Raw genomic sequence first — 20928 nt, 5'->3', positions numbered from 1 at the left:
ATGCTCACCGACTCCCGCGCGGTCCTGGGCATCACCACCTCCGCCGACGCGGCCGGCCTCCCCGACGTGGTCGAGTGGCTCGTCCTCGACGGTCCCGAGATCGGTTCGCGCACGGACGAACCGGTCGAGCCGACGGAGCTCGTACGCCCCGTGCACCTCGCGGGGTGCGCGTACATCATCTACACCTCGGGGACGACCGGTAAGCCGAAGGGCGTCGAGGTCACCCACGCGGGTCTGGCGCCGTTCAGCGCCGAGCAGATCGATCGGTACGACCTGACACCCGAGGCCCGTGTCATGCACTTCGCGTCGCCGTCGTTCGACGCCTCGATCCTCGAGCTGCTGATGGCGACCGGCGTCGGGTCGACGATGGTGATCATCCCGCCCGGCACCTACGGCGGCGACGACCTACGGCAGGTGCTGGCCCGGCACCGTGTCTCGCACGGGTTCATCACCCCTGCGGCGTTGGCGTCCGTGGACCCGGAGGGTCTCGACCACTTCACCCACTTCTCGGTGGGCGGCGAGGCCGTGCCGACCGACCTCATCGCGCGATGGGCTCCCGGGCGGTCCGTGCTCATCGGCTACGGCCCCACCGAGACGACCATCATGGCCACGATCACCGACCCGCTCGTCGCCGGTGACCGCCACACCATCGGCTCCCTGGTGCGGGGTGCGTCGGCGGTGGTGCTCGACGCACGCCTGCGACCGACCCCGATCGGTGTCCCCGGCGACCTGTACGTGGCCGGTCCCGGTGTCGCGCGGGGCTATCGCGATCGGCCCGGGCTGACCGCCGAGCGCTTCGTCGCCGACCCGTACGGCCCGCCCGGCGGCGTCATGTACCGGACCGGCGACGTGGTGCGGTGGACCCGGGTGCAGCTCGACGACGGGTCGACGCGGCTCGAGCCGATCTACGTCGGACGGTCGGACCACCAGGTGAAGGTGCGCGGTTTCCGCATCGAGCTCGGCGAGATCGAATCCGTCCTCGGCGCCCACCCCGCCGTCGACTACGTGTACGTCCTCGGCGTCACCGGACCGACGGGTGACACCGCGCTGGCGGCGTACGTCCAGCCCTCGCCCGGGTCGACGATCGACGCCCGCGACCTCGCCGACCACGCAGCGCAGACGTTGCCGAAGCACATGGTGCCGTCGGCGATCACCATCGTCGACGCGTTGCCCCTCACCCCGGTCGGCAAGATCGACCGCCGCGCGCTGCCCGCTCCCGAGTTCCTCGGCGCCGCACGGGAGTACACCGCCCCGCGCACCCCGATGGAGCGCATCGTCGCGAACGCCTTCACCGAGGTCCTCGGCGGCGAGCAGATCGGCGCGGACGACTCCTTCTTCGACCTCGGCGGCAACTCCCTGGCCGCGACCCGCGCGATGGCACGGATCAACGAGTCGCTCGGTGTGCGCCTCGGTGTGCGGATGCTGTTCGAGACGCCGGGCGTGGCCGACCTCGCGGCGGCGATCGAGGCGTCACCCGACCTGTCCGGGGACGCCGTCGCGCCACTCACGGCCACCGATCGACCGGATCGGATCCCGCTGTCGCTGGCCCAGCAGCGGATGTGGTTCCTGAACCGGCTGGACCCGACGGCTGCCGACTACAACATCCCGCTCGGTCTGCGGCTCACCGGCGACCTCGACGTCGCCGCGCTCACCGCGTCGCTGACCGACCTCGTCGCCCGGCAGGAGATCCTGCGGACGTCGTACCCGGACTCGGTGGACGGGCCGTACCAGCGGATTCTCGGTGTCGACGAGTCGTCGGTGGCGCTGGAACGGCACACGGCCACGAGCGAGCAGATGGTGCGCGACATCTGCCTCGAGGTGGCGAGCACCGGCTTCGACGTGACCGCGGCGCCCCCGCTGCGCGCCCTGCTGATCGAGATCGCCCCGACCGATCACGTCCTGCTGCTGGTCATCCACCACATCGCGGCCGACGGGTCGTCGCTGGTGCCGCTCGCGACGGACCTGATGACCGCGTACACCGCCCGGGTGGCCGGCGCCGAACCGCGCTTCCGGCCGTTGACGGTGCAGTACGCCGACTTCGCGATCTGGCAGCAGACCGTCATGGGGTCTCCCGAGGACCCCGACTCGGTGACCGGTCGTCAGCTGCAGTTCTGGCGGGACCACCTCGCCGGTCTGCCGGATCTGCTCGAGATCCCGACCGACCGTCCCCGCACCGACCGCCGTTCCCTGGTCGGCGGGGAGGTCACCTTCAGCATCGACGCCACGCTGCAGCAACGCCTGCACCGCATCGCCGCCGACACCGACTCGACGATGTTCATGGTCGTGCACACCGCGTTCGCGGCGTTGCTCGCCCGCCTGGCCGGCACCGACGACGTCGCCGTCGGTACGCCGACCGCAGGGCGCACAGCGTCCGCTGTCGACGGCCTGGTCGGCATGTTCGTCAACACGCTGGTGATGCGCACACGTGTCTCGGGGTCCGACACGTTCGTCGACGCCCTCGCCCGCACCCGCGAGGCCGACCTCGCCGCGTTCAACAACTCGGACGTGCCGCTGGAGCAGGTGGTGGAGGCGGTCGCGCCTGTACGCACCCGCAAGTACGCGCCGCTCGTGCAGGTCAACCTGACCATGCAGAACATCGAGATCCCGACGGTGGAACTCCCCGGTCTCAGCGTGACGCCGCTCGAGTGGGGCGTGCGGTTCGCCAAATCCGATGTCGGCATGACGATCTCCGAGACGTTCGGCGCCGACGGACGCGGCCGCGGCATCGACGTCCTGCTCGACTACGCCGTCGACATCTTCGACGAGGAGACGGTCGCCGCGATGGGGGAGCGCTTCGTCGCGGTGCTCGCCGCCGTCGCCGACGACCCGTCGGTGACGCTGGGCGACATCGACATCCTCACCGACGCCGAACGCGACCAGCTCGAGAAGACCGGGGACGCCGACCCGCGGGGGCGTGATGCCGACGCAGAGGGTCTGCGGGGTCGGTCCCTCGACGAACTGCTCGCGACGGCGGCCCGGATCAACCCGGACGGGGTCGCCCTGTCCCACGGTGGGGTGGACGTCACCTACGGCGAGCTCCAGGCGAAGTCGACGGAGCTGTTGGCGACGCTGGGTGCGGTCGGCATCGGGCCGGAGGCCGCGGTCACGATCGCCCTGTCGACGCTGTTGCCGGGACTCCTCGACGACACCGGCGGTGCGTTCGCCGAACAGTTCTCCGGGATGCTGGCCTCGGTCATCGCCGAGTCCGGCGCGGCACCCACCACCGACGCGCTGACCCTGATCGACCTCTTCGAGGAACAGGTGCGTCGGACTCCGGCCTCGACGGCGCTGGTCGTCGAGGGCGCATCGATCGACTACGCGGAGTTCGCCGCGCGCGCGCACCGTCTCGCGCGCCACCTCGTCGCCGCGGGCGTCGGGCCCGACGTCCACGTCGGACTCGCGATGCGGCGCTCGACGGACCTGCTCGTCGGCATGTACGCCGTCGTCGCGGCGGGTGGTGCGTACGTGCCCGTCGATCTCGACCACCCCGCGGAGCGCGTCGCCTACATCCTCGACAGCGCGCGGCCCGCCGTCGTGCTCACCACCGGTCGCGACGGGTTCACCCATGACGGGGCGCCGGTCGTCGAGATCGACGCCCTCGACCTCGGCTCCGTCGACGACGGCCCACTCACCGACGACGAGCGGATCGCCCCGCTGCGGCCGGACCACACCGCGTACGTGATCTACACGTCCGGGTCGACCGGGCGCCCCAAGGGCGTCGCGGTCACCCACCGCGCGATCGTGAACCGTCTGCGATGGATGCAGTCCGAGTACCCCATCGGCGGTGACGACGTCGTCATGCAGAAGACCCCCGCCACCTTCGACGTCTCGGTGTGGGAGTTCTTCTGGCCGCTGCAGACCGGTGCGACCCTGGTCGTCGCCGCCCCCGACGGGCATCGGGACCCGGCGTACCTGGCGCGACTGATCGCCGAGACCGGTGTCACGACACTGCACTTCGTGCCGTCGATGATGTCGGCGTTCACCACGGCCCTCGCGTCGGAACCCGGTGTCGCCGACGGCCCTGTCGCCGCGCTGCGCAGCCTGCGTCTGGTGTTCGCCAGCGGCGAGGCCCTCCCGCCGCACGTCGCCGCCCGCATGGCGTCGATCTCCGGCGCGGCCGTCCACAACCTGTACGGCCCCACCGAGGCCGCGGTGGACGTCACCTACCACCCGTACACCGCCGCCGACACCGACACGGTCCCCATCGGACGTCCCGTCGCCAACACGGGTGTGCACGTCCTCGACGACCGCCTGCGGCCCGTCCCGCCGACGGTGTCCGGGGAGCTGTACCTCACCGGCGTACAGCTTGCCCGCGCCTACGTCGGCCGCCCGGATCTCACCGCCGACCGCTTCGTCGCCGACATCACCTCGGCGCGCGGCGAGCGCATGTACCGCACCGGCGACGTCGTCCGTCGCCGACCGGACGGCGAGCTGGAGTACGTCGGCCGGTCGGATTTCCAGGTCAAGTTGCGCGGACTCCGCATCGAACTCCCCGAGATCGAGTCGGCGCTGACCGAGGTGGACGGTGTCTCCGACGCGGTCGCGGTCGTCGTCGAGGCGGCGGGCGATGCGCAGCTCGTCGCCTACGTGGTCGGACCGATCGCGGCCGACGCCGTCCCGACGGTGCCCGGCGAGATCCCCTCGACCCACCCGCTCTTCGAGCACCTGCGGTCGCGGTTGCCGGCGTACATGGTGCCCGCCGCGGTCCTCGTCCTCGACGCGTTCCCGCTCACCGCGAACGGCAAGCTGGACCGTCGGGCCCTGCCCGAGCCGGACTTCGCCGCCGTGGCGGTGGAGTTCGTCGAACCGCGCACGGAGCTCGAGATCGCCATCGCCGGGGTCTACGCCGACGTCGCGCGGCGCGACCGCGTGGGTGCCGACGACTCGTTCTTCGACATCGGCGGCACCTCGCTCGGTGCCACCCGTGTCGCCGCCAGGGTGCAGGCCGCGCTGGGTGTGTCGGTGGGCGTGCGCGACGTCTTCGACCACCCCACGGTCGCGGGCCTGGCCGCCCTGCTCGAGGGCCGCGAGTCGTCTGCCGCGCGACCGCCGCTCGCACCACGCTCGCGTCCCGACCACGTCCCGCTGTCGCCGGCCCAGGCGCGCATGTGGTTCATCAACCGGTTCGACCCGTCGTCGCCGGCCTACAACCTGCCGCTGCCCGTCCGCCTGACCGGCACCCTGGACGTCGCGGCGTTGCGCGCGGCGATCGTCGACGTCGCCGAGCGCCACGAGGCTCTGCGCACCGTCTACCCCGACTCGGCCGACGGACCGCACCAGGTCGTGCACCCCGCGCAGGAGGCGGTCGCTGCGATCTACCGCGAGACCACCGTCCGTCCCGACGAGGTGCGCACGGAGGTCGTGCGCGCCGCGACCGCAGGTTTCGACGTCACCACCGGCTTCCCCGCGCGGATCGTGCTCATGCGTCTGGCCGACCGGCAGGGCGCCGAGAACGAGGCGCAGTACGTGCTGATGCTGGTCGTGCACCACATCTCGGCCGACGGTGCGTCGCTGGCACCGTTGTTCCGCGACCTGGTGGTCGCCTACGAGGCGCGGCGGACCGGCGTCGCGTCCTCGCAACCGGCCCTGCCGGTCCAGTACGCCGATTTCGCGCTGTGGCAGCGCGACCTCCTCGGTGACGAGGACGACCCCGACTCCCTCGCCGCACAGCAGATCGAGCACTGGCGGCGCACCCTGGCGGGGGTCCCCGAGTCGCTCGACCTGCCCACCGACCGGCCGCGACCCGCAGTCGCCTCCCTGCGCGGTGACGCGGTGCGGTTCGCGCTCGACCCCGGCCTGCGTCGCCGGTTGGCGACGGTGGCCCGTCAGCACGACGTCAGCCTGTTCATGGTCATGCACGCCGGACTGGCGATCCTGGCCGAGCGGTTGTCGGGGTCGACCGACATCGCGATCGGCACGCCGGTCGCGGGTCGTGGCGAGGAGGCGCTCGACGACCTCGTCGGCATGTTCGTCAACACCGTCGTGCTGCGCACCGAGGTCGACCCCGACCTCACCGTCGCCGACCTGTTGGCCACGGTGCGCGCGGGCGACGTCGACGCGATGGCCCACGCGGACGTGCCGTTCGAGCGACTCGTCGAGGTCCTCGACGTGCCCCGCTCCACCGCGCACCACCCGCTGTTCGGGATCGCGTTGTCCTTCGACAACAACGAGGCACCGGCCCTGGAACTGCCCGGCCTGCGCGTCGACGTCGTCGACGCCGACGTGGAGATGGCCAAGTTCGACCTGCAGCTGACGGTGGGCGACAACGCTCCCGAGGACGAGCCCGCCCCCGCGACCTTCACCTACGCCACCGACCTGTTCGACCAGTCGACGGTGCGGTCGTTCGCCGATCGGCTCGTGCGCATCCTCGAGGCGATCGCCGCGGATCCGTCGGCGCGCGTCGGCGCCATCGACATCCTCGGTCCCGCCGAGCGTTCGGAACTGACGGCCGTCACCGGCCCACCGGCACGACCGCGCGCGACCCTGCCCGAGCTGCTCGCCGCCGGTGTGCGGGTCTCACCGGACGCTCCCGCTCTCGTCTTCGGCGACACGGCGATGACCTACGCCGAGCTCGACCTCGTCAGCAACCGGGTGGCTCGACGCCTCATCGCTCTCGGCGCGGGCCCCGGGACGGTGGTGGCCCTGGGCATGCGGCGGTCACTGCACTCGGTGCTGGGCATCTGGGCGATCGCCAAGACCGGTGCGGCGTACCTGCCGATCAATCCCGAGTACCCGGCCGGCCGCGTCACCACGATGCTCACGGACTCGCGCGCCCTCCTCGGCGTGACCGTGGCGTCGGACCGGGACGAGCTCCCCGGCGACGTGGGCTGGCACGACCTCGCCGATCTGGTCACCCCCGGGGTCGACGACGACGACGCGCCGATCTCCGACGCGGATCGCACCCGGCCGCTGCGCCTCGACGACGCCGCCTACCTGATCTACACGTCCGGCTCGACCGGGACGCCCAAGGCGGTCGTCGTGACCCACGCCGGCCTCGCCGACCTGACCGCAGACGTCGTCGAGCACTACGCGGTCCGGCCGGACTCACGGGTGTTGCACGTGGCTCAGCCGAGCTTCGACACCTCCGTCGGCGAGATGCTCGCTGCGTTCGGTGCCGGTGCGGCGCTCGTGGTCTCGCCGCAGGACGTCTTCGGCGGCGACGAGCTCGCACGGTTGATCGCGGAGCAGCGTGTGTCGGTGGTCGTGATGACCCCGACCGCCTTGATGACCGTGGACCCCACGGGTCTCGACGGCGTGGAGTCGCTCGTCGTCGGCGGTGACGTCTGCACCCCCGAACTGGCGGCACGGTGGGCGCCGCGCCTGCGCAACGCCTACGGCCCGACCGAGACGACGGTCATCTCCACGATCACACCCGGACTCGACCGCGGCGACCGCGTCACCATCGGTGGCCCCCTGCGCGGCGAGAGCGTCCGCGTCCTCGACTCGCGTCTGCGCGTGGTGCCGCGCGGCGTCGTCGGCGAGCTGTACCTGGCCGGGTCGGGACTGGCCCGCGGCTACCACGATCGCCCGGGGACGTCGGCCGAGCGGTTCGTGGCCGACCCGTTCGGTGCCCCCGGTGACCGCATGTACCGCACCGGCGACCTCGTGCGCTTCAGTCTGGATCCGACGGCTCCGCCGAACGCCCTCGAGTACGTGGGCCGCAGCGACTTCCAGGTCAAGGTGCGCGGGTTCCGCGTCGAACTGGGGGAGATCGACCGCGCCCTCGTCGACGCGGGGGACCTCGAGTTCGCCGTCACGCTCGGTGTCGACGGCCCCGACGGCGCGACCGCGCTCGCCTCCTACGTGTTGCCGCGGTCCGGCGGGACGGTGGACACCGACGCGCTGACAGCCGCTCTGGCGGAACGGCTCCCGGGCCACATGGTCCCCGCTGCGGTGATCGTCCTGGACGAGATCCCGTTGACGCCCATCGGCAAACTCGACCGTCGCGCACTGCCCGCGCCGGAGTTCGCCGTCGTGGAACGCGAGTACCGCGCACCCGAGACCGATCTCGAGCACACGATCGCCGGGGTCTTCGCCGACGTCCTCGGCGTCGAGCGCGTCGGTCGCGACGACTCCTTCTTCGACCTGGGCGGCAACTCGCTGAGCGCGACGAAGGTCGTGGGACGCATCGGTGCCGCTCTGGACAGCACGGTGGGGGTGCGCGAGCTGTTCGCGGCGCCGACCGTCGCGGGGATGGCCGCACGCATCGCGAGCGGCCAGACCACCCGTCCGCACCGGGCACCCCTCGTCGCGCGCCCCCGGCCGCACCGGATCCCGTTGTCGCTCGCGCAGACCCGCATGTGGTTCCTCAACCGCTTCGACCCCGACTCGCCCGCGTACAACATCCCCGCCGCCGTGACCCTGCTCGGTGACCTCGACGTCGACGCCCTGCGGAGCGCCGTCGCCGACGTGGTGGACCGGCACGAGTCGCTGCGCACGGTCTACCCCGACTCCTCGAGCGGGCCGCACCAGGTGATCCTGCCGACCGCGCAGGCGCTCCCGGAGATCGACGTCGTCGACGCCGCGGCCGACGAGCTGCCGGACCGTCTGCGTGCGTTCGTGGTCGGCGGTTTCCGAGTCGAGGAGGCGGTTCCGCTCCGGATACGGCTGTGGCGCATCGACACCGACCGCCACGTGCTCGCCGCCGTGGTGCACCACGTCGTCGCCGACGGCGAGTCGATGGTGCCGTTCGTGGCCGACCTCGCCACGGCCTACGCCGCCCGCTCGGTCGGATCCGAACCGCAGTGGCGCGCTCTGCCCGTGCAGTACGCCGACTACGCCCTCTGGCAGCGGGAGGTCCTCGGCGACGAGGACGACCCGACCAGCCTCCTCTCGGCCCAGATCGGGTTCTGGCGTACCACCCTGGCGGCGCTGCCCGACCAGCTCGAGCTGCCCACCGATCGTCCGCGGCCGCCGGTGCAGTCGTTGCGAGGCAGCCAGCACCTGTTCCGCATCCCCGCGTCGACGCACACGCGGATCGCGGAGTTCGCCCGATCGCGCAACGCGTCGACCTTCATGGGGTTCCACGCCGCGTTCTCCGTCCTGCTGGCGCGGCTCTCCGGCAGCCCCGACATCATCGTCGGCACGCCGATGGCCGGGCGCGGCGAGCGAGAGCTCGAGGGCGTCATCGGCATGTTCGTCAACACGCTGGCCCTGCGCCTCGACGTCGACGGCTCGATGGACTTCGCCGCGCTGGTCGACGCCGCCCGCGACCGTGACTCCGAGGCGTTCAGCCACGCCGACGTCCCGTTCGAGCGGCTGGTAGAGGTCCTCAACCCCGTCAGGTCGACGGCGCGGCACCCGATCTTCCAGGTCGGCCTGTCGTTCCAGAACATCGCCCGGCCGACGATGGAGCTCGCGGGCCTGCGCATGGAGCCGGTCGAACTGCCCGAAGGTGTGGCCCAGTTCGACCTGCATCTGATCCTGTCGGACACCTACGACGAGACGGGCGCCCCGGCCGGGGTCGAGGCGGCGTTCACGTTCGCCGACGACCTCTTCGACCGGTCCACCGTCGAGGATGTCGCCGCCCGGTTCGTCTCCCTGCTCGACCGACTCGTGGCCGAGCCCGACCGACCCGTCGGCGACGTCCCGATGCTGTCCGCGGCCGAGCGCGTCGAGGTCGTCGAGGCGCGCAACAACACCACCGTGGTGCTCGCGCCGACCACGCTCGCCGACATCCTCGCGTCGGCGTTCGTGGCCTACCCGTCCCGGGTGGCGATCGACGCCGACGGCGACGCCACCTCCGGGTCCGAAGGCGGCACGCTCGACTACGCGACGCTGGGTGGGCGGGTCAACCGCCTGGCCCGTGCGCTCATCGACCGCGGTGTCGGTCCGGAGACCGTGGTCGGTCTGGCCATGCCGCGATCGGTCGACCTCGTCGTGGCCATGTATGCCGTGACCACCGCCGGCGGCGCCTACCTGCCCATCGACCCCGATCACCCCGCCGACCGCGTGGCCTACATCGTGGACAACTCGGCACCCGCGCTCGTCCTCGTGTCGGGGGAGGCGCCCGAGGCGTTGTCCGCGGCGCAGACACTGCAGGCGGACCGCGTGGTCGACGTCCACACCCTCGACCTGCACGACTACTCCGGTGCCGCCGTGGCCGACTTCGAACGTCTGCGGACGTTGCGGCCGAACGACATCGCCTACGTCATCTACACGTCGGGCTCGACCGGTCGCCCCAAGGGCGTCGCGGTGCCGCACTCGGCGATCGTGAACCAGCTGAACTGGCTGTCGGTGCAGTTCCGCCTCGCCGCCGACGACGCACTCCTGCTGCGCACCCAGGCCACCTTCGACCTGTCGGTGTGGGAGTACTGGTGGGCGGTCACGGCCGGGGTGCGACTCGTCGTCGCGGCACCGCAGGGCCACCGCGACCCCGCGTATCTCGCCGACCTGATCCACCGCCGTCGGGTCACCGTCACGACGTTCGTGCCGTCGCTGCTGTCGGCGTTCCTCCTCGACGTCGAACCCGCGCAGATCGCCGGCCTCACCACGGTGCTGTGCATCGGCGAGGCGCTGACCGCCGACACCGTGGCACGGCTCCGGGCCGTCGGCGACGCCGCGATCCACAACCTCTACGGACCCACCGAGGCCGCTGTCAGCGTCACCCACCAGCAGGTCCCGGCGCTGCTGTCCGACGGCGCCGTGCCGATCGGACGGCCCGAGTGGAACACCGGTGTGTACGTCCTGGACACGCGCCTGCAGCCGGTGCCCGACGGCGTCACCGGCGAGCTCTACATCGCAGGTGCTCAACTCGCCCGCGGGTACCTCAACCGCGCGGACCTCACGGCCGACCGGTTCGTCGCCGACCCGTTCGGCCGGGCCGGTGCGCGGATGTACCGCTCCGGGGACCTGGTGCGCTGGGCGCATGTCGGCGACGACCACGCACCGACCCTGGTCTACGTTGGCCGCAGCGACTTCCAGGTGAAGGTCCGCGGCCTGCGGATCGAGCTCGAGGAGATCGAGCGCGTGCTCGGCGCCTCCGATCGCGTGGACACCGCGGTGGTGACCGTCCACACCGATCCCAGTGCGGGCGAGCACATCGTCGCCTACCTCGTGCCGGCGCGCACCACCGCCGGACCTGCCGAGCTCGACACCCGGGTGGTGCTCGAGGAGGCCGCCGAGGAGCTGCCCTCGTACATGATCCCGACGGTGACCGTCGTGCTCGACGCCCTGCCGTTGAACATCAACGGCAAACTCGACCGTCCGGCGCTGCCACGTCCCGACTTCTCGACGGCCGATGCGCACCAGGAGCCCCGCGGCCCGGTGGAGGAGATCGTCGCCGGCGTCGTCGCCGACATCGTCGGTGCCGAGCGCGTCGGTGCCTTCGACAGCTTCTTCGCGGTGGGCGGCAACTCGCTCTCGGCGACACGGGTGGTCGCCCGCGTCAACGACGCGCTCGGGGCCTCGCTGACGGTGCGCGACCTGTTCACCGACCCCACGGTGGCCGGCATCGCCGCGTCCGCCGAGCGCAGCACCGCCTCCGACCGCCCCCGACTGCACGCGATGCCGCGACCGGCCCGGATCCCGTTGTCGCCGGCGCAGACCCGGATGTGGTTCATCAACCAGTTCGACACGTCCTCGCCCGCCTACAACATCCCGGCGGTCCTGCGTCTGTCCGGTCGTGTCGACGTCGACGCACTGCGCGCCGCGGTCGGCGACGTCGTTGCCCGCCACGAGGTGCTGCGGACCCGCTACCCGGCGGACGCCACCGTCGACGGCCGCGAGCGCGCGCCGCGCCAGGAGATCCTGTCGCCGGAGCAGGCCCGGGCACGCGAGGTGCTCGAGGTGCGGGACGTCGACGGGCTCGACGCCGCCCGGGTGGCCGTCGGGGAACTGGTGTCGGCGGGCTTCGACGTGGCGTCGGCGGTGCCGGTGCGGATGGCTCTCCTGCGCGTCGCCCCGGAGGAGTCCGTGCTCGTCGTCGCGGTGCACCACATCTCGGCCGACGGGGCGTCCGTGGCGCCGCTCGCGCGCGACGTCATGGTGGCCTACGGCGCACGCCATGCCGGTGAGGACCCGTCGTGGGGTGCTCTGCCGGTGCAGTACGCCGACTACGCGCTCTGGCAGCGGGCGGTGCTCGGCGACGAGAGCGATCCGACCTCGGTCGCGGCCCGCCAACTGGACTTCTGGGCGACGGCCCTCGACGACATCCCCGAGGTCATCGATCTCCCCCTCGACCGTCCGCGCCCGGCCGTGCAGTCCGTGGCCGGTGCGCAGGTGCGCTTCGAGATCGACGCGAGCACGCGGGCCGGGCTTCAGCGACTGGCCAACGCCCACGGCGCGACGATGTTCATGGCCGTCCACGCCGCGTTCGCGGTGCTGCTGTCGCGGTCGGGCGGCACCGACGACATCGTCGTCGGCACCGCCGTCGCCGGTCGCGGCGACGCAGCTCTCGACGACCTGGTCGGCATGTTCGTCAACACCCTCGCGCTGCGCACACCCGTGGACCGGTCCGCCGGGTTCGGCACACTGCTGGAGTCGGTGCGTGACGTCGACGTGGCCGCCTTCACCCACACCGAGATCCCGTTCGAGCGGCTCGTCGAGGACCTGGCGCCGGAGCGGTCGACCGCGTTCTCACCGCTGTTCCAGGTGGTCCTCGCGTTCGGCAGCACCGACCAGCCCGATCTCGAGCTCCCGGGTCTGCGGGTGTCCGGGCTCGAGGTGGACAACACGACCACCAAGTTCGACCTCCAGCTGACCGTGGCCCAGTCGTCGGACAGCTCCACCGGTTTCGAGTGCGTGTTCACGTATGCCACAGCGCTCTTCGACGAGTCGACCGTCGCCGAGCTGGGTCGACGGTTCGCCGCCGTCGCGGCGGCTGTCGTGGCCGACCCGCACTTGCCGGTCGGCGACATCGACGTCCTCGAGCCCGCCGTGTCGGACCGGCTGCGGCACATGGCGTCACCGCCCGCGCCGGAGCGGGGCACGCTCGGGGACGTCTTCGCCGACGCGCTGGCCGCCGACCCGGGCACCGCTGCGGTGATCGCGGAGGGCGGTCGCCTGACGTGGTCGGAGCTCGACGCGCGGGCGCGTCACGTCGCCGCCGTGCTCCGCAGCCGAGGCGTGGTCGACGGCACGCCGGTCGGCCTGGCGATCGGGCGGTCGGTCGAGTCGATCACAGCGTTCTGGGGCATCGTCGCCGCGGGCGGAGCGGTCGTGCCGATCGACCCGAACTACCCGGCTGAACGCGTCGAGCACATGGTCGCCGACGCCCGGATCACCGTCGGGCTCACCGTGTCCGAGGTCGCCGACGGGTTGCCGCGCACGGTCGGGTGGATCGACCTGCACGCCCTGCCCGAGGCGCCCGAGGGAACCGCCACGCACGACGGGTGGGCGCGCCCGTCGCTCGACGAGCTGGCCTACATCATCTTCACCTCCGGCTCGACCGGCCGGCCGAAGGGCGTCGCGGTCACGCACCGCGGCGTCGCCGACATCGTCGCCGAGATCCGCGGGAGGTTCGGGGTCGCACCGGGATCGCGCGTCCTGCACTTCGCGTCCCCGAGCTTCGACGCGTCGATCTTCGAGGTGCTGTTGGCCGTGAGCGGTGGGGGCACCCAGATCGTGGCGCCGCCGCGCATGTTCGGCGGCGACGAGCTGGCCCGCCTGCTTCGCGACGAGCACGTCACCCACGCGTTCGTGACGCCGGCGGCGCTGGCGACGGTGCCCGCCGTCGGCCTCGACGATCTGGAGGTCGTGTGTGTCGCCGGCGACGTCTGCCCGCCGGAACTGGTGCGGCGCTGGGCCGTCCCCCGCGCCGACGGGACGCTGCGGCGGATGTACAACCTGTACGGCCCGTCGGAGGCCACCATCTGGTCGACGACGACCGACGCCCTGACGCCGACGACGCCGCTCACGATCGGTGGTCCGGTGACGGGCGTGCGTCTCGCCGTCCTCGACGACCGTCTGCGTCCCGTGGCGCCCGGCGTGCCGGGTGAGCTGTACGTCGCCGGCGACGTCCTGGCCCGCGGGTACGTCGGGCGCCCGGGCCAGACCGCCGAGCGGTTCGTACCCGACCCCTTCGGTGCGCCCGGCGCGCGGATGTACCGCACCGGAGACCTGGTGCGGTGGCGGCACACCGCCGACGACCGGTGGGAGCTGGAGTTCAACGGCCGCACCGACTTCCAGGTCAAGGTGCGCGGGTTCCGCATCGAACTCGGGGAGATCGACGCGGTGCTCGGCGCGCAGCCCGACGTCGACTTCGCGACGACACTCGGACTGCCGCACCCGGTCACCGGCGCCACGATGCTGGTGTCCTACGTGCACGGCCGCGTGACCGACGCCGCCGACCTCACGTCCCGGGTCGGGCGTACTCTGCCCGCCCACATGGTGCCGTCGGCCGTGGTCGTCCTCGACGAGATCCCGCTGACCCCCGCCGGCAAGGTCGACCGCCGCGCGCTGCCCGCGCCGGAGTTCGGGACGACGAGCGGACCCTCGCGCGCCCCGTCGGACCCGGTCGAGGAGACGCTGTGCCGTCTGTTCGCCGAGACGCTCGGGGTCGAGGAGATCGGTGTCGACGACTCGTTCTTCTCCCTCGGCGGCGACAGCATCATGGCCATCGGCCTCGTCACCCGCGCACGCGACGCCGGACTGGTCTTCACCCCGCGCGACGTGTTCGACCGGCGGACCCCGGCCGAACTCGCCGCCGTGGTCACGACATCCGCCGAGGCCGCACAGACCGTGCTCCCCGAACTCGAGGGCGGCGCGGTCGGGACGATGCCGCTGACGCCGATCATGCAGTGGCTGATCGGAACCCGCCGCGAGTACCGGACGTTCTCGCAGGCGAACCTGCTGACGCTGCCACGCGACCCGGGCGCCGACCGCCTCGCCGCCGCGCTCGACGCTGTCCTCGCGACCCACGACGCCCTGCGCGCCCGGTTGGTCGTCGACGACGCCGAACCGGCGTACCTGGACGTCCCGGGCGTCGGCTCGGTCACCGCCGCTGACGTGCTACGGCGGGTGGAGTTCACCGACGAGCCGGGCACACCCGCGTTCGTGGACACGGTCCAGCGGGAGGCCTCCGCCGCGAACGACCGACTGGACCCGTCTGCGGGCGTCATGCTGCAGGTCGTGTGGTTCGACCCGTCGCCCGACCTCGGGCCGGAGGTCACCGGCCGCCTGTACGTCGTGATCCACCACCTCGTGGTCGACGGCGTCTCGTGGCGGATCCTTCTCCCGGATCTGGTGGTCGCCTGGGCACGGACGGACCCGACCGGCGTCGAGGCCGGCACCGCGCCGATCGAGCTCGGCGAGGTGGGCACGTCGCTGCGCACCTGGTCGCACGCGCTCGCCGGGACCGCACCGACCTTCACCGACGCGATCGAGGCCTGGGCGCAGGTCGTCTCGGTCGACGACCCGCCGCTGGGCAGCGGTCCCCTCGACCCGGAGCGCGACACCGTCGCGACCATGCGCCGCGTCTCCGTCGACATGCCCGTCGACGTCTCCGACGCCGTGCTGCGCGAGATCGGACCGGCCTATCGCACCGGCGTCGACACCGCGCTGCTCACCGCGCTGGCCGTCGCGGTCCGCCGGTGGCGACTGCGCCGTGGGGTCGACGCCCCGGCGCTGCTCGTCGAGCTCGAGGGTCACGGTCGCGAGGAGTTCGCGGTCGCGCAGACCTCGGCCGGCGCGCGTGCGGATCTGCACCGCACCGTCGGCTGGTTCACCACGACCCGGCCCGTCCGACTCGACCTGACCGGTGTCGACGTCGACGCCGTGGTCGACGCCGAGCAGTCGGCGCCCGCGGCGGGCGCGGCGATCAAGGCCGTCAAGGAGGACCTCACCGTCGTGCCCGGCGGCCACGGCGGGATCGGCTTCGGTGTGCTGACCCGCTTCGGCGGCCCGGAGGCCGACGTCCTGCGCGGACGTGGGGAGCCGCAGATCGCGTTCAACTACCTCGGCCGGGTGTCGGCGGGGGAGACCGAGACGGCGGAGTTCGGCTGGCAGCCGGCGACCGACGGTGGTGAGCTCGGCGGGTCCATGGACGCCGGCATGGTCGTCCCGGCGGCGCTGACGATCAACGCGCTCGCGACCGACACCGCGTCGGGGCCGGTCGTCTCGGCGTCGTTCGCCTTCGCGGGCGAGCTCCTCGACGAGGACGACGTCCGTGAACTCGCCGACGAGTGGGTCGCGGCGGCCGCGGCACTCGCGCGACACGTCCGGACCGGCTGGACCGGTGGCCTCACCCCGTCCGACGTCCCCCTCGCACCGGTGTCCCAGCACGACCTCGACGTCATCGAGGATGCGCACGGGCGCGTCGACGACGTGTGGCCGCTCGCGCCACTGCAGGCCGGCCTGCTCTACCACGCGGAGATCGCCGGCGACGAGGCCGTCGACATCTACACCGCCCAGGTGGTGCTTGAACTGCGCGGCCCGCTCGACGCGGACCGCATGCGCGTCGCAGCCGACGCGGTGGTGGCACGGAACCCCGTGCTGCGCAGCGCGTTCCACGCGACAGAGGACGGCACGCCCGTCGCGGCGATCGTCGCGGAGGCGCGCGTCGAGTGGGAGCGGGTCGACCTGTCCGGCCGCGACGACGCCGCCGACGAGGCCGACCGCCTGCTCCGCGGGCACCGGCTCGCCCGCTTCGACATGGCGTCGGCCCCGCTCATGCGGTTCCTGGTCATCGACCTCGGGATCGACGACGCGGGCACACCCCTCACGCGGATGTCGATGGTCAACCACCACATCCTGCTCGACGGCTGGTCGGGACCGTTGCTCATGCAGCAGCTGATGGCGTTGTACGCGCTCGGCGGCGTGGATCAGCTCCCGTCGGCCGACCACACCTACCGGGACTTCCTCGAGTGGCTCTCGCGGCGCGAGCCGGGAGCAGCGCTGGCAGCGTGGCGTCAGGCCCTCGATGGGCTCGACCGACCGACCATGCTGGTCGACCGGGGGGCCGCACCCGACGTCCGCGACGACGACGTCGAACTCGCCTCGGTCGAGGCGGACTCGGTCGTGCCGGTCGACCGCGTGCTCGACCTCGACGAGCCCACGGCGGCCGGCCTGGCGGAGCTGTCGCGGGACCGCGGGATCACCGTCAACACGATGCTGCAGGCGGCGTGGGGTCTCGTGCTGGCCCGATCGCTCGGATCCGACGACGTCGTGTTCGGCGCGACGGTCTCCGGCCGCCCGCCCGAGGTCCCCGAGGTCGGCAGCATCCTCGGCCTGTTCATCAACACCATCCCTGCGCGCGTCCGGCTCGACGAGCGCGAGACCGTCGTCGGTCTGCTCGAGCGCCTGCAGTCGGAGCAGGCCGGGCTGCTCGACGCCCACCACGTCGGGTTGCCCGCGATCCAGCGCGAGCTCGGCGTCGGCGCGCTGTTCGACACGCTCGTCGTCTTCGAGTCCTATCCGATCGACCGGGACTCGCTGGAGCAGGGCGCCTCGATCGACGGGCTGTCCATCGACGGCGCGCAGGTCAACGACGCGTCGCACTACCCGCTCACGGTGCTCGGTCAGGCCGATCCGCACCTGTCGGTGACGCTCCGCTATGTCCCGGCGCTGGTCTCCGACGCGCGCGCCGCGGACCTCGCGGCCCGCCTGCAGCGGGTGCTCACCGCGTTCGCCCGCGCCAGCGCCACTCCCGTGCGCGACGTCGATCTCGTCGACCCGGCCGAAATCGCCGCACAGTTGCGCGCCTGGAACGACACCGATCGTGTCGTCGAGGACACGACGGTCGCGAGGTTGTTCGCCGAGCGGGTGGCGCGGACACCGGACGCCGTGATGCTGGTCGACGGCGACACCACGATCACCTTCGCCGAGTTCGACGCCATGGCGAACCGTCGTGCCCGCGTGCTGATCGCGCACGGCATCGGTCCGGACGACGTGGTCGCGGTCGCCATGGTCCGGTCGGTCGAGCAGCTCGCGACCGTGCACGGCATCCTCAAGGCGGGCGCCGCGTACCTCCCCGTCGACGTCGACGCCCCTGCCGACCGCGTGGCCGGGATCATCGCCGAGGCCGGTGTGCGCTGCGCCGTCACCGACGCCGACCGGCTGGCGCGACTGCGGTCGATCGTCCGACCGGTGGCCTGCCTCGACCTCGCCGCCCGAGGCCTACGGCACATCGACGACGGCCCGATCTCCGCGTCGGAACTGCGCGGACGGCTGCACCCGGCCTCGTTGGCCTATGTCCTGTTCACCTCCGGCTCGACCGGCCGGCCGAAGGGCGTCCAGATCACGCAGCGGGCGCTGGTCAACCAGGTCCGGTGGATCGCCGACGAGTACGGCATCGACGAGAACGACACCGTGCTGCTCAAGACACCGTTCACGTTCGACGCGTCGGTGTGGGAGATGTTCACCCCGGGGCTCGTCGGGGCGACGACCGTGGTCGCCGGTCCGCGCGCGCACACCGAGCCCACCGAGATGGTCGAGCTCGTGGCGACGCACGCGGTGACGGTGGTGCAGTTCGTGCCGTCGGTGCTCGCCGTGTTCGTCGAGTCCGCCGGTGACTCGGCTCTGACAGGACTCCGACTGGTGTTCAGCGGCGGTGAGGCGCTGCCGCGCTCGCTCGCCGCCCACGTCGCCGAGCGCAGCGGTGCGCGGGTGGTCAACCTCTACGGTCCGACCGAGGTCACCGTCGACGCGACGTCCGCGGTCGTGGTCGGCGACGAGCGGCCGCAGTCGTCGGCCGTCGCCGCCGTCGACCGTCCGCGGTCGGACGGATCGGTGGTCTCCATCGGGCGCCCGGTGTGGAACACCCGCGGCTTCGTCCTCGACCGGTGGCTGCGTCCCTGTGTCGTCGGTGCGGTGGGTGAGCTCTACCTCGGCGGCGACCAGCTCGCACGCGGTTATCTCAACCGCCCCGGGCTGACGGCGGAACGGTTCGTGCCCAACGTGTTCGGGCCGTCCGGCTCGCTCATGTACCGCACCGGTGACCTGGTGCGGCGTACGCCGGACGGATCGCTCGAGTACGTCGGCCGTGTCGACTTCCAGGTCAAGCTGCGTGGTCTGCGCATCGAGCTCGAGGAGGTCGAGGTCGTCCTCGCCCGCCACGCGTCGGTGGGGCAGGCCGCGGTCGTGATCCGGGAGGTGGCCGGACGCGAGCAGCTGATCGCCTATGTCACCGGCGATCTCGGGGCCGACGTCGACGTGGCGGCCCTGCGCGACTTCGCGGGACGGGCACTGCCGGGCTACATGGTCCCCGAGGTGATCGTCGTGCTCGACGAGTTCCCGCGCGGGCGGTCGGGCAAGATCGCGCGCTCGGAACTGCCCGTCCCCGACGTCGCCCGAGCGGAGCGCCGGGCGCCGGCGACCCCCGCCGAGGAGATCCTGGTCCGCATCGCGGGCGAGTTGCTCGGCACCGAGATCGGCGCCGACGACTCGTTCTTCGAGATCGGTGGCGACAGCATCGGTGCGATGCAGCTGGTCACCCGTGCCCGCGCCGCTGGCCTGTCGTTCACCGCCCGCGACGTGATCGAACAGCGCACCCTCGCCGCACTCGCACAGCGGGCCGAGTCCGCCGCCGGCGCCTCGGCACCGGACGGGTCGTCGGGACGACGGACCGGTCGGGCGGAGGCGACCCCGGTCATCCGGAAGATGGTCGAGCGCGGCGGTGATTTCCGTCGCTTCGTGATGCCGATGGCGTTCATCGTCCCCGGCGACGTCACCGAGGAGCAGATCACGCGTGTCCTCGGCGCGGTCGTCGACGCGCACGACGTGCTGCGGTCGAGGTTCGACCCGACAGGTGCGTTGGAGGTCGCAGAGCCGGGCGGTGTGGACGTGGTCGCGACACTGACACGGGTCGACCTGGGCGACGACACCCTGCCCGGGACCGACGGCTACACGGAGGTCCTGCGGACCGCCGTCGCCGACGCCATCGACCTGCTCGACCCGGCGGCGGGCGCCATGATGCGTCTGGTCTGGCTCGCCCCGCCGGCGCGATCCGGTCGCACCGGGCGCCTCGTCGTGGTGCTGCACCATCTCGTCGTCGACGCGGTGTCCTGGCAGATCCTGCAGTCCGACATCGCCGTCGCGGGCAGCCAGGTCTCGGCCGGCGACGTGCCCGCCCTGCCCGGCACGGGGACGTCCTGGGTCGACTGGAGCGCCGCGCTGCGGGAGGCCGCGTCGCTGCGTCGGGACGAGATCGACCACTGGGTGAGCACCCTGGACGTGGAGGACCCCGACCTCGGCACCCGCCGACTCGACCTCACCCGCGACGGCGTCGACCGTCTGGCGCGGATGGAGATCGAGATCCCCGCCGAGATCGTCGAACCCCTCACCGCCGGTGTCCGGTCGTCGGGCGCGGAGGGCGAGACCGTCGCCGACCTGCTCGTCGCCGGACTCGCCGCGGCCGTCGTCGGATGGCGTGCCGACCGGGGTGTCGAGGCGCCCGGCGCGCTGCTCACCCTCGAGGGTCACGGTCGCCAGGAGTCCGTGGTCGACGGACGGGTCGACCTCTCGCGCACCGTCGGCTGGTTCACGTCGATGTTCCCGACCTTCGTCGACCTCGACGGTCGCACAGCCGTCGACATGCTCGACGATCCTGCCGCGGCCTCCGCGGTGGTCTCCGCCGCGCGGTCGGCGATGGCGGCGCACAAGGATCGCGGCATCGGATACGGGATGCTGCGCTACCTCGACCCCGAGGGGTCCGCGCGGCTGGGCGAGTTCGCCGAACCCCAGATCGTCTTCAACTACATCGGGGCGGTGCCCGGGGCCGACGCGGCGACCGACATCGGTGAGGTGCCGTGGTTCCCGGATGTCGCGGGTCCGGGTCTCGTCGACACCACCGACCCGGCCGCGCTCGCGCGGGGCAACCGCATGCCGGCGCAGGCCGAGATCGACATCCAGTCGATGACCACGGTCACCGCCGAGGGCCGGGTCGTGCGGGCACAGGTGACGTGGCTCGACGAGGCCATCGACCGGGCCGACCTGGCCGAACTCGTCGAGCACTGGAAACTGGCGCTGCGCGCCATCGTCGACCGGGCCTGA

At 72.4% G+C, this 20928-nt stretch carries 1 protein-coding gene (cut by a window edge); it reads left to right on the top strand.

Features of this window, described 5'->3' with window-relative positions:
- Positions 1–20928, top strand: the 3' portion of a protein-coding gene (locus LX12_RS13010; RefSeq protein WP_253654964.1) for a non-ribosomal peptide synthase/polyketide synthase. Its footprint begins 13140 nt before the window's first position; 20928 of the gene's 34068 nt are visible here — the last part of the coding sequence; its start codon lies beyond the left edge, outside the window; its stop codon occupies positions 20926–20928.

Origin of the sequence: Williamsia serinedens, assembly GCF_024171725.1 — a bacterium.
Lineage (GTDB): Bacteria > Actinomycetota > Actinomycetes > Mycobacteriales > Mycobacteriaceae > Williamsia_A > Williamsia_A serinedens.
The sequence above is the reverse complement of the archived record's forward strand: the minus strand, read 5'-3'. Positions and strand labels throughout refer to the sequence as shown.